The 13,009-nt window shown below is 72.1% G+C and carries 4 protein-coding genes; 1 reads left to right on the forward strand and 3 read right to left on the reverse strand.

The window, feature by feature from the left end; all coding sequences use genetic code 11:
- Positions 1-49: 49 nt before the first annotated feature.
- Genes IPL40_15950 through IPL40_15960 form a run of 3 tightly spaced genes read right to left on the reverse strand, consistent with a single transcriptional unit; the run spans position 50 to position 10,383 of the window.
- Positions 50-4,942, reverse strand: coding sequence for a tetratricopeptide repeat protein (locus tag IPL40_15950; protein ID MBK8482630.1), 4,893 nt, complete (start codon positions 4,940-4,942; stop codon positions 50-52).
- A 31-nt stretch (positions 4,943-4,973) separates the two neighbouring features.
- A complete protein-coding gene (locus IPL40_15955; protein MBK8482631.1) occupies positions 4,974-9,716 on the reverse strand; it encodes a hypothetical protein in 4,743 nt (1,580 codons plus the stop codon).
- Entirely contained in the window at positions 9,706-10,383 is a 678-nt protein-coding gene (locus tag IPL40_15960; protein MBK8482632.1) for a hypothetical protein, read from the reverse strand. The genes IPL40_15955 and IPL40_15960 overlap by 11 nt, the downstream gene beginning before the upstream one ends.
- A 377-nt stretch (positions 10,384-10,760) precedes the next feature.
- Here IPL40_15960 and IPL40_15965 point away from each other — a divergent pair, with 377 nt between their 5' ends.
- On the forward strand, positions 10,761-12,899 hold the full coding sequence (locus IPL40_15965; GenBank protein MBK8482633.1) for a hypothetical protein: 2,139 nt from the start codon (positions 10,761-10,763) through the stop codon (positions 12,897-12,899).
- The last annotated feature ends 110 nt before the right edge of the window (positions 12,900-13,009 follow it).

Raw genomic sequence — 13,009 nt, forward strand, 5'->3', positions numbered from 1 at the left:
CAGCCGCCGACCGCAGCAGCGCCTGCGCGAAACCGCGGCAGGGAGGCGCTCAGCGCCGCTGCAGCCGCTCGCGCAGCGCCAGGTGTTCGTCGCTGATCGCGAAGGCGAGGAGTTGGCGCAGGCGCGGGCCCGAGAGCTCAGCGAGCGGTTCGGGCGTCCGCATGCTGAGGGCGGAGGGGCCGCTCTCCTCGGCGATCAGCGCGCGCAGGGCGGCGACGATGTCGCCCGACAGGCTGAGCGCGATGCGATCCTCACTGTGCTCCATCCAGAGCAGCCAGCGCTGCGGGTCGAGGGGCTGGGCCCCGAGTTCTTGGGCGCAGCGCGCGAGGTGCGCGAGACCCCCGCTGCCCAGCGCCTTGGCGAGCGGCGGGCGTCGCTCTTCGATGTCGTCGGTGGCGAAGGGCAGGACGAAGGATCCCGAGACCAGCGAGAGGAGCGCGACGATGCTGCGCTGCAGCTCGGGGGGGCCGAGGCGGAAGGCCACCGTGTGCTGCAGGCGCGCGCGCGCCGCGAGCTTGGCGATGCGGAAGCGCAGCTCCGGTGCGTTGACCAGGCCTTCCGCGGCGTCGCCGATCACCAGGAGCGGCGTGCGCGCGTCGAGCAGGTGCAGGCGATCACTGCCGTCGCGGACGATACAGGCGTCGAGTTTCGTGCCGACCGCCTGCGCCAGCGTGCTGACCAGGTGCAACAGCTCGGGTTGGCGTCGCGGGTGCAAACGTCGCGCCTGGGCGGGCCGTGTGGCCGCCGCGACGGTCTTGCGCAGGGCGGGGACAGCCGCGAGCCAGAGCGCGCGCAGCGCACCACGGTAGGGCGCGGCGAGCAGCGCATATTCCAGCTCGTCCGCGGTCAGCGCGTCCGCCGGGGGCTCGCTCGGGGCAATGCTGGCGCGCGACGATGGCACCTCGTCGGCGGCGCTGAGGTTCAGCGCGTAGAGCACCGCGTGGACGACCTCGGTCCTGACGGGTTGCCCGCGACGGGCGAAGGCGTGCAGCAGCGCGCGATAGGATTCGGCACGGAAGGGGTCGCGCTCGAGGCGCGAGCGGTGCAGGCTCAAGGTCGACTCGAGGTGCGCGGCAAGGGCGGGCGCGTCGCCCTGTCGCACGAGCAGCTCGGTCAAGCTCTCGGTGGCGCGAAGGTCGCCCGGATCAAGCGCGAGAATCCGGCGACAGGCGCCGATCGCGCGTTCGAGGTCGCCGAAGCCAACCGCGTAGATGTGGGCGAGGTGCAGCTGGTGGCCCTTGGCCCGCTCACGCTCCGGCTCGCGCGCCGCGAGCAGCTCGGTAACGGCGGCCGCCTCAGTCCAGCGTCCCGTCTGGGTCAAGAGGCGGCTGAGGCCGGCGAGAGCCGTCGGCTCGTGCGGGTCTAACGCCGTGACCTGGCGATAAGCGGCGATCGCGCGCTCCGGATCGCTCAGCTCCCGGTCAGCGACGGTGGCGCTCTCGAGGAGCAGAGAGTGCAGCAGCGCGGGGTCGCTGGTCCGCTCGATCAGCGCTTCATCGACGGCGAGCAGCGCCGGCCAGTCTTCGACGCGGCGACAGATCTGACGCAGCGACTGCCGCAGCGCGATGCTCTCGGGATCGACGGTCAGGGCCCGCTCGAGCGTTGCGCGCGCGCCGGCCAGATCGCGCAGCTCCTCGGACTGCAAGGTGGCCATCTCGACCAGCAGCTCGCGGCGGGCGCGCGGAGCGACCGCGACCTGGAGCTGCTGCTCGATCAGCTCCAAGACGTCGCGCAGGCGGTGGTCCGCGCGTAGGGCGCGCCGCAGCGCGCTGGCCGCCCAGCCGTGCTGAGGATCCAGCGAGAGCACGCGGCGAAAGGCCCGCTGGGCCCGAGCGCGCTCGCCTGGAATCCGCTGCCACATTCGTCCTGCCTGGTAGTGGCAGCGCGCACGGCGCGCAGTGTCCTGGGTGGCGTCGGCCTGGAGGTCGAGGGCGCGCGCACAGTCGCGCAGATCGCGCAGTCCGCGCGCCGCGCGGTACCAGCCCAGCAGCGCCGGCAGGTACTCCGGGAGCGCGTCGGCCGCCAGCTGGTAGGTTTCGCGGCTGCGCGCCAGATCGCCGCTCCGGCCGTAGAGTGCCGCGATCTGGGTCAGCAACAGAGCTTGCTCGGCTGCCGTCGCGACGCTCTTCAGCTTGCGCGAGAGCGCCTGAAGCAGGCGCCCGGGATCGCGCGATTCCCGCGAGAAGCGCTCGAGCAGCTCGAGCGCCTCGGGCTGAGTCGGCTGCAGGTCGAGCACCGCGACGGCGCTTTGGGCGGCGCCCGCCAGGTCGCCAAGCCGATCTTGCCGGAGGACGCCCGCGATCAACGCGCAGGCCGCGCGGTAATCCGCTGGTGCCGCCGGGGCGCTGGCGAGCTCGATCGTCGCGACGAGATCGGCCCAGCGATCGAGGCGCGGCAGCAGCGCTTCAATCTGTTGCAGCACGATCGGATCGCGGGGCGAGAAGGTCAGGAGCTTCTCGTAGGTCGCCGCGGCGCGGTGGAGGAAGTGCGGCGCACTCGCGAGCACGAAGGCCAGCCGGTGCAAGGCCCAGAGCCGCTGGTGGAGGCTGGCGGCCTGTTCCTCGCATTGCTGATAGATCCCGATCAGCCCGGTGCGATCCTGCCGGGCGCCGTAGGCGACGCCAAGCAGCCAGAGGGCTTCATCGTCGCCCGCGCCAACCGCCCGGCGCAGGTGATCGAGCGCCGAGCTCGGCTGGTCGAGGCGCTGGAGCAGGATGGCGAGCTGGCGCTCACGCACGCCCAAGGCCTGCTCCGTCGCCGGTGGCGGTTGCTTGAGCAGGAGCGCGGCAAGCGGTCGGTCATCGCCAACGCGCTGATAGAGGCGCAGCAGCTGATCGGTCGCCGGACGCGGGTCGTCCGCCAGCGCCACCGCCTCTTTGAGCGCCGCTACCGCCTCGGCGCCGCGCTCGGGCGTGTCGGCGAGCAGACGACCGACCTTCATCAGGAGCCAGTGGCGCACCTCACGGTCACGGGTCACCTCGAGCTGGCGGAAGTGCAGCGCCGAGAGCTCGTCAGCCTGGCCGCTGCGCTGCAGCAGCCGGCCCGCGCCGGCGAGTGCCGGTGGATGCGAGGGATCGAGCGCCAGCACCTCGCGATAGGTCGCCAACGCGGCTTGGTCGTCGTGGCGCCGCTGTTCTTCGACCTCCGCCAGCTCGGTTAGCAAGCCGATCCGCCGCCAACGGTCACGCGTCTGCGCGGCCTCGGCCCGCAGGGTTGCCGCGAGATCGTTCCAACGGCTACCGAGCGCATAGATGCGGCGCACTGCCTGCAACGCCGGGCCGTGTCCGGGTTCCAGTACGAGCAGCCGTTCGTAGGCGCTGAGCGCGGCAGCCGGATCGCCGAGGGCGTTCTCCCAGGCGTCCGCGATGCGCCGCAGCAAGACCAGCTTCTCCTCGCGATCCGTGCTGGTGGCGATCTGTTGCTCGTAGGCGGCGATGCGGTCCTCGTTGCGTCCGAGCTGCCCGGCGGCGCGGCTGAGTCCGCGCATCGCTGGCCGGTGCGCGGCACGGCGCGCCAGGGCCCCTTCGTAGGCCTGCGCCGCGCCCGACAGGTCACGCAGGCGATGCTCCCGGATGTCGCCAATGCGGTAGAGAAGGTCGGCTTGCCGCGCGGGCTCCGGCGTCAGCGAGAGCTCGGCCGTCAGCAGCTCGACGAGGTCTTGCTGGCGCCCTTGCTGGGCGAAGAGCCGACCGAGCAGCGAGCACGCGCTCGGATGCTTCAGCGTGGCGACGCCGAGGCTCTGGAGTATGGCGATTGCGCCGTCGACGTCGCCGAGCTGGTCGGCGTGCAGCCGCGCCAGGCGCGTGGCGAGCTCGGCGGCGATGGTCGCCTCGAGCGGCAGTAGCAACGCCCGCGCCAGGGCTGCCGCGGCCTCGGTCCAACGGCCCCGCAGCGCGTGGTGATCGGCGAGCGCCAGCATTCCGCCCGGCGCGGTGGGGACGATCGCGACGATCAGCTCGAGGCAGCGCAGCGCCAGCCCATCATCGTTGAGCTGCTCCTGCGCGATCAGCGCCGCTTCTTGCAGAAGGCTGGCGGCGGCGGTCGCCGGGTGGGTTGCGGCGGCGTCGATGCTCAGTTCGACGACGCGTCGCCAGTCATGTGAGCGGTGGGCGAGGCGAAGCAGACCTCGCTGCGGTCCAGGATTGGTGGGGTCTGCCTCATGGGCACGGCGGTAGAGCAGCGCGGCCTGCTGGGCGTCGCCGAGCGCGTCCTCGTACAGGCGACCGAGCTCGGTGAGCAACACCGCTTGGCGCGGTCCCCCTTGGCCGAGCGCTCCCCCGCGGTCCAGCAGCGCGCCCAGTTCGGTGCTTCGCTGGCGCCGCAGCAGCCCCTCGGCCAGCAGGGTCAACGCGAGCTTCGAGTCCTTGGATAACTCGAGCACCGCGAGCAGATCAGCGACAGCGCCGTCCGCGTCGTCACGCCGCTGCAGGCGCAGCAGGGCGCGTTCGAGGTGCAGCGCGCCGCGGGTGCTATCTTCGGTCGCGAGCGCCAGCTCGGCTTGCAGCGCCGCGTCGGCGCTGTCGTGCTCGCCGCGGGTCTGCAGCAGGCGGCTGAGCGCGCGGGCGTTGACCAGGAGGTCGGGAGAGCGTTCGTGGCTGCGCCGATAATAGCGCAGCGCGGTTTCGGGGGCGCGCAGCTGCACCTCGTGCAGGCGGCCAATCTCGTGCCACAGGAGCGCGGCGCGGCGCGGTGCAGTGGAGGCGCTCGCTTCCTGTCGCAGACGCTCGATGCGCTCTTCCCAGGGCCGACGCTCGGCCGCACTCAAACCGCCCGCCAGCGCTGCGGAGCCGCGGGCCTCCGGTAGCAGCTGCGTGTCGATACTGTCGATTCCCACTGCGGCGCCGACCTGCGTCGCCTCCGGCTGCAGACTGGGCCCAGCGGCGACCCTCGCCGCGTCGGGCTCAGCCGTCGGCACGGCCTCCCGCGGCGTCGGTGGAGGCATGGGGCTGGCCTTTGACTCGCCGCTCATCTGCTCAGGTCCCCACCGCGGCGATGCCGCATTTGCGCCGCAGCTGGCCGTACTCTTCGCTGATGAGGAACTGCAGCAGGGGAGCCAGGAGCGGCGGATCGTCGCTGGCCTCGCCGAGGGCCTGCAGGGCCACGGCTGGATCCCCGGCGAGCAGCAGTCCGGCGCGATCGGCCGCCGTCGCCTGCGCCCGGCCAAAGGCCGCGACCTCCGCGGCGGTCAGGTGCGCGAAGAGTCGCGGCAGCAGCAGTCCCAGCCCGCGTCGTGCATCCTTGCTCAGTCGCTTCGCGAAGCGGGCCTCTCCGCCTGACTCGCCGCGCCGGGCTTGCTCCAGCAATGCGGGTGGGTATTCGACGATCGGCAGGGCGGCAGCCGCCAGGTCGGCGAGCAGCCGCGGCAAGGCCGCTTCCTCGCGCCCAGCGAAGAGCAGCCCGTGCTCGGCGAGCAGGAGCAGCGCCTGGCCGATCCGGAAGCGCTGGCGCGGCTCCAGACCACCGCCGACAACCTGGCTGCCGATCACCAGCGCCGGTTGCTCGAAATGCGTGGCCTGGACGCAATTGGGATCGCGCGGTGAGATCCAGAGCTCGAACTCGGGAGCTCCGACGATCGGCGCAAGCTCGGATAGCGCCTGCGCGAAGGGGTGCTTGGAATCGAGTCGGTTGCGCCGCGTCAGGCCATATTTGGCCGGGCGCTCGGCACTCAGCACCGCGAGCGCCGGCGCTGAGCGCTGAAGGAAGTCGCGGAGCAGGCCCTGGGCGGCCTCAGGGAGAAGAAGGCGCCGATAGTCGTCGTTCGTAAACTCTGCGGCGCTGGGCAGGTTGCAGAGGCGGAGGTGTCGCTCGATGAAGGCCGCCTCCTCCAGATCTAGCGTCGTCAGGGCGCCGAGCGCGCAGCAGGTGCAGTAGGCGGCATCGAAGCGGTGCTGACGGCGGAGCAGAGCGGCGAGCTGCCGATGAAACGCCACATTTCGCGGTTGTCGTTGCAGGGCTGCCCGATGGTGGGCGACGGCCGCCCGTAGCTGCTGGTAGAGCGCGGTGTGGTTGCCTGTGGTCTGGTAGATCGAGGCGAGGGACTCGTTGGCCTCGGCGTCGAGCGGGTCGAGCGCCAACACCCGCTCCCATGCCAGCGCGGCCGCCTGGAGATCGCCGACGTGGCGCACCGTCAGCAGGGCGAGCTGGCGCCGCGCCTCGATCCGCTCCGCCGGGTCCTCGGTTGCCGTCGCCAGGCGCTCGAGCGCGTCGTGCTCGGCGTCCGGGTCCTGCGCGGCGCGCGCCGCCCGCGCGAGCTGGCGCAAGAGGCCAGCGTCCGCCGAGAGATCGTGCGGTGGCAGCCGCCGCAACGCCTCCAGCGCCGGCAGCGCAGCCCCGAGGTTGAGATGGATTTCCCCCAGGCGCCGCAGGATCTGATCCCGCGTGCTGTCGTCGGCCGCCAGCCCCTCGGCCCGGTCGTAGACCTCGAGCGCACGCCGCCACTCGCGCCGCTGGTAGTAGATGTCGCCGCGCGTCAGGAGCGCATAGAGGTTGTTCGGCTCGATCTCGTTGACGCGCCTCAGGCAGGCCTCGGCCGGTTGAGGTTCGCCTAACTGCTCGAGCTGGATCCGCCCCAGTTCCGTCAGCAGCCGCGCCGCCGTCACATCGTGGGCGGTCAACGAGATCTGGGTGCGGATCAGGTCTGCGAGCTCGTCCCACTGCCCGCGGTCGCGCAAGAGGGCGGCGAGCTGCGCGAAGGCCTGCGCATGGCTCGGCTGGAGCTGCAGGGCCCGTTCGTAGCGGCGAGCCGCCCCCTCCAGGTCGCCTAGGCGCTCTTGCACCGTTTGCGCCGCGTGGACCCAGGCGTCCGCGGCGTGCTGCGGCGCCTCGCAGCACGCCGCTTCGTCCTCGAAGGCCGCGATCAACTCGGCCCAGCGCTCCTGCTGCGCCAGCAGCCCTTGCAGGCCCAGGATCGCGTTGAGCTGAAGGGGGGCACGTTGCAGTGCCGCGCGATAGGCGGCTTCGGCGGCGGCGCTCTGCCCCCCTGTCGCGAGCCGATCGCCGAGCTCCGTCAGCAGGCAGGCGGCCTCGTTATCATCATGCGTCAGCTCGGCCCGATGCCGCAGCAGGCGCATCAGCGCGTCGGCGTTGTCTTCGCTCTCCGCCGCGCGAAGGTGCCGCTCGGCGAGCCGCCGGGCGAAGGGTTGCTCGGCGGCGCTGACGCTCTCCCAGAGCGCGGCGCTGAGACGAGCGGCCGCGGCGCCTTGGCTCGTGATCGCCACCTCGAGCTGCAAATCGCTGCGCTCGGGGCTCGCGGCGCTGCTGGCGACGATGCGCTGCAATACGGCGTCTGCGTCGCTGGCGGTGCCGAGGCGTCGCTGAGCCTGAAGCAGGGTCCAGAGCAGCCAAGGGGGCGGGTCTGCCGCGGCGGCGCGCTCGTAGAGCTGCGTGGCGAGCCGTGGGTCCTTTCCGCCGCGGTCGACCACCCACGCCAGGTGCTCGGTGAGCTGACGCCTCAGCTCGCCGTCAGGGTTGCGTTCGATCGCGGCCGCGAGCGGCGCGAGGTTCGGGGTCGCGGGTGGCGCGACCTCGAAGAGGCGCAGCAGCAGGAGCTGGGCCGGGAGGTAGTCCGCGCTGACCCGCAGCGCGCGCCAGCAGTCGGCGCTGGCGCCGGCCTGGTCGCCGAGCCGCTCCCAGCGCAGCTGCGCGATCCGGCAGAGCGTGGCCGCCTGCGCGGCTGGCAGGCGGGTGCTCTCGACCGCGAGCTCGAGCAGCTCGGCGAGCTCGCTCCAGCGCCGCTGAGCGCTGAGCAGGCGTTGGAGGGCCGCGAGCGCCGGTGGGTAACCGGGCTGGCGGCGCAGCAGCTCGCGGTAGGCGGTGGCGGCCTGCTCCGCATCGTCGAGTCGGTGTTCGTAGGTGTCAGCGATGGCGTGCAGCAGGGCGCTGATCTGTTGTTCATCGCTGCAGACCTGGAGCTCCGCGCGGTGCATCGCGATGAGCTCGCGCCAGAGCTCGCGCCGCGAGTAGAGGCGGCCCAGGGCTCGCAGGGCGGGCAGATACTCGGGATCCTGCGCGAGCGCCGCGCGAAACGCAGCCGTCGCCTGCTCGGCGTCATGGAGTCGCTCGTCCCACAGCGCTCCAGCTCGGTGCAGGAGGTCCGCCCGACGCGGCCCGTCGTGTGTCAGCGCGATCTCGCGCTGGGTCAGCTCGACCAGCTGACGCCAGCGCTGGGTATCGGCAGCGAGCCGGGCGGCCGTGCGCAGCAGGCGAAGGTCGCGCGGGCTGTGTTCGAGCAGCCGGACGTAATAGGCGAGCGCGCGCTCGGGGTCACCGACCTGGTAGCAGAGCAGCTCGGCGATCCGCTCGAGCAGGTACCGCTGGTGCTCGGGCTCGTGGTCGCGGCTGAGCTGCTGCTCGTAGAGCGCGACGAGCTCAACCCAGCGCTCGGCGTGCAGGAGCAGTCGTTCGGTGGCCAGCAGGGCCGGCCGGAAACGCCCGGCCTCCTGCAGCGCCTCAAGATAGGCGTCGACCGCGGCGGGCAGGCGCTCGTGCCGTTCCAGCAAGCTCCCGATGCGGTAGAGGCGAAGGGCGCGCTGGCGCGCTTCCGTCGTGACCTCGAGATCGGCGCGCTGAATCTGCAGTAGGCCGTCGAGGTCGCCGCTGGCCTCGAGCAGCAGCGAGAGGCTCTCCAGCGCTGGCTGGTAGGTTGGCGCCTGCGCGAGGCAGGTGCGGTACCAGTCGGCCGCGCGCGCGGGATCCTGGAGCTGCACGCGGCAGAGGTCGCCGAGCTCGCAGGCGCGTGCAGCTCGCTCCGCCGCGGAGGGCTCCATCTCGATCAGCTCGGCGCCGAGGCTCAAGGCCTCGGCGTGCAGTCCGAGCGTGAGCAGGAGGTCATAGCCGTCGACGGCGATCGCATAGTCGGGTCGGACGGCGCGTGCCCGCTGCGAGAACTCGTGCGCCATCTCGAGCTGCGCCAGTTGGCCGCGGCAGATGCTGGCTGCGCGGGCCAGGCGGCGGGCGCGCCAGAGTGGATCGGCACCGGCCAGCCGCGACTGTCGCTCCAAGACCTCGACCAGCTGGGTATGGTCGCCCGCGCGCTCGCAGAGCAGCTCGATCCAGAGCTGCAGCGAAAAGCTTCCCGGTTCGGCGCGCTCGGCATCGAGCAGCGCGTCGACCGCGCCGGCGGGGTCGCTTGCGCTTTGCAACAGCGCGCTGTCGACGCGCAGGGCCGTGCGCCACGGGCCCTCGGGGAGCCCGCCGATCAGCCGCCCAACGGTCTCGCGGCGGCCCTCGCTGTCGCCGATCGCGGCCTGCAGCACATGCAGTAGCTTGAGCGTGGCCAGGTCGTCGTCGGCCAGCGCCAGCGCGTCGTGGAGCTTTTCCTTTGCAGCGCTGGTCTGGCCGAGTCGCAGCCACAGCACGCGCGCCTGCTGGCGGAGCAACGCCGCCTGCACGCTCTGGCTCTGCCCCGTGCGCAGCTCGGCGTCGAGAAGCTGCAGCACGAGCTGCGGGTTGTCGCGGCGCTCGTAGATCGCGCGGGCCAGCCAGATCGTCGGCCGGAAGGTCGCGTCCGCGCCGAACGAACGAAGCAGCACCTGTGCGGCGCTGGCGCTATCTCCGGCGGCGAGATCGAGGCGCGCGAGCTCGTAGAGCAGGGCGGCCTGGCGCTGGGGCTGGTCGTGGCTGACCGCCAGCTCCTGCTCCAACACGACGCGCTCGCTGGCATCACCGGCCCAGGTGTCGAGGTCGTAGCCGAGCGTGGCAGCGGGGTCAGTGGACATGAGGTGGAGGGCACCTGAGCCCGACGCGACGATTGTCACCCGGTCGCTCGCGTGGAGGCAACAGCTCAATCGCGGGCGGCGCGATTGGGCCCTGCACTAGGGCGGTGGCGGGGTGCATTCGCGCTCGTTGCTGGCCCGCGCGAGCGATCAGCCAGTCGGCGACCTGCTCGAGCACCTCGATGCGTCCCGCCAAGGAGTAGTACTCATCCTCCCCAAGAGGTAGCGCATGCTCCAGCATGGCGGCGAGGTCGGCGCGCAGGGCCTCGTCTGCCGCCAGGGCGCCATCGTACCCGGGCGTCTCACAGCCGCTGAGCGTCTCGGCCGCCATGCCGACCGGTGAGAAGGAGAGGCCACCGCTGGGCAGTTCGACACGCCAGGCGCTCGGATCGGGGCCCAGCGGCGCCCAGCGCCCGTGCAGGTGCAGGCGCGCGACCTCGCCGAAATAACAGCCGACGGCCAGGACCAGCTGGCGCCGCTCCTTGGGCGCCGCCTCGGCGGCCGTCGTGCGCAGAAACGCGTCGGCCAGCGGCAGGGTCTCGGGGCTGCCATCGGGCGCCACCCCGAGGCGATCAGCGACGACCCGCCGGCCCAGGTCAGCCAGGGCTCGCACCTCGGCCGGAGCCGTCTGTTGTTCAGGGCTGGGCGGCGCTTGCGCGTCAGGTGGCATCCTGAGGTCCCTTTGCTGCGGCGTTTGCGGGGGTTTACCGCGCGCGCGCGGGCATGCTACCGTGACACGCTCGGCCTGGCAACGGCTTGAGCCACGGCTTCTAAGCCAGGGGACGGCGGCCGTGTCAGGGCGGCGGCTCGTGCCAGCGGCGGCTCGTGCTAGGGGTCTCGCCGCGCTCTTGCTCAGCGGCCACGTGCAGCCAGGATCGTCTTTGGCTGCACGTCGTCGCTGGGTGTGACCTTGTCGTTGGGTGTGACCGTGTCGCTGGCTGTGACCTTGGGGTGTGTTCCTTCGGTGCGAAGAGCTGGCGCGATCGTTGGCGTGATCAAACCGTGGGTGCGTTTGGTTCTCGGCACCCTGTGGCGGCCATACCTCTGATGGGCGAAGAGCTGATTCCCTTTAGCGCGGCGACGCTCACCTACTCTGGGCAGCGCGGCAAGACGCGGCGCCGACCGTGGCATATTGGCTGTGAGTGCGGACTCTCATTTGTGGCGCAGGTCCACGAGGCGATCAACCTCGCGGATGGCCCGGATGTGGCTCGTACGCTGCTCACGGATCAGGTCGACCGCGCGACCTGTCCGCACTGCGGCCGCACTCACGTGCCCGAGCTGGCGCGCACGGTCCACGATCCGCGACTGCCGCTCTTCGTGCTCTGGTTGCCGCCAAGTCTGCGCAGCCGCGAGCTCGAGCTTCGTGCCGAGCTGCTGCTGGGCCTGGCGGCGGAGCCGTGCGCCGTCCCCGAGTACGTCAAGTCCTTCCGGCTCGTATTCGGCGCTGCGGCGCTGCGTTCGGTGCTGGACAGCAGCGCGGCGATCGCGCGGACCGGTGCACCGATCGGCGCCAACCTAGCCGGGACGAAGGTCCTGGCCCGGACGCAGGTCGGGGCGCCCGCGGCAATAGCGCTGGAAGGCGAGCAGCGCGCGGCGCTGCTGCAGGATCGTGAGGCGCTGCAGCTCGCGCAGCAGGATCTCGCGGTGGAGCGCGCGGCACTGCGCGCGCTCGCCGTCGCGCTGGCCTTGCGCACGTGTCGGCGACCCGCGGCGGAGGCAACGGCTGAGGCTCAGTCCGAGACCGGCCTTCGGCCGCTCACCGCCCTGCGAGCTCCCGCGATCCCGTCGGAGTCCGGTTGGGGCGCAGACGGCGAGGCGGTGGCCGCGGGTCTCGACCAGGGGCGGGTGGTCCTGGCCCTCCGATCGGGCCCGCTGCTGTCCGCGCTGCGGGCGGCGCCGCCTCGCGTGCTCGTGCAGCTGCACCGCGCTGTGCATCCGCCGTTGATCGTCCTGGCCGTGTTTCCCGGCGTGGGCGCGCTCGCCTCCGGTGCTCCGCCCGCGGCGCCCGGGGCGGCGGGGCAGGCGGACGGCGACGCCGCGAGCGGTGGTGTGGCGGATCGCGGGCTGTGCTGGTTCTGCGACCCCGGCGATCCCGCGGCCTGTGCCGTGGTCGAGGCGCTCGCTGGCCAGTTCGTGGTCGAGGTCGATCTCTATGACGAGGCGTTGCAGCCGCTCGGCACCTGGCGTGTTGCGGCGCCGCTGGCCGAGAACGTGGCCGAGGTGCTGAGGCGGACGCGTGCCCCCAAGGTCGCGGGCGACGGCGTGACGGCCTCGCTGGCGGAGGCGAGAGCGAGCTTCCTCGCTGCTGGCGGCGCGCGCCTGGCTGGGGGACCGCAGCCGCTGGGCCTCGACGCCTTTCTCGAGGCGCCCTCGCCCGCGGCGGCGCGCCTGGCGCTCGGCATCGTTGGCTACTGGGCCGAGGCGCCGCACGAGGAGCGGTTGCTGTGGGAGCACTCATTCCCCTTGCGCGAGTGGGACGCGCTGCGGCTGCGCGTCGTCGCCCACGCCCAGCGGTACGGACTACTTCCCAGCGCTCCGCTGCTTGCCTTTGCGCGGGATCGAGGTGTCTGGGGCTCCACGGGCGAGGTGCTTCCAGAGCTCCTGGAGCGCTTTGCCCGGGTCAGTCGACGGCAGGAGCCGAGTGATCTCGATCCCCTCGAGGAATGGGAGAACTGGCGGGCGCTCTTTTCGGCCTGCCAGGACCACGAGCTGCCGGTCGATGCCGCGCTGCAAGGGCTCGCGGTGGACTGCGCGCGTCGCGCGCAGGCGCGGAGCAGCAGCTTGCTCGCCGCGTATGCCCCGGCAGCGGGCGCCTCGACGCTCCAATCGACCGAGGACCTGCTGCTGGGCTCGAGTTCACGCGAGCAGCGGGGAAGCAGCGACCAGGCGCTGCTCGGGGCGGAGCTCGGCGAGCAGCGGTTGGACGAGCAGGACATCGTCGACCAGGAGGAGCTGCTCGGAGATGCCGACATCGTCGATACGCGCTGGCTCGAAGACCGAACGCCGGCCGCGCGCGCGGCGGGGCCGGTCGCCGCAGGCGGCGCCGCCGCGAGTGAGTCCTTTGCGCCCAGCTCCGCGGGTGCGGAGGCGGCGCTCGTCCTCGACGTGCGCGACGATGACATTGTCGAGAACACCCCGGTGACCGGCGACGCGCCATCCGCTGACGCCGGCCCGGAGACGCATTGACCGCAAGGGCGTACCTTTGTGGTAGTCTGCCGCGCTCCGGCGCCAACATGCCGCAGGATGGTGGCACTTCCTGGCTTGCCTGGAAGGTTGTAGCCGGAGGGTTGGTTTGT

The organism is Pseudomonadota bacterium (assembly GCA_016711215.1).
Lineage (GTDB): Bacteria > Myxococcota_A > Polyangia.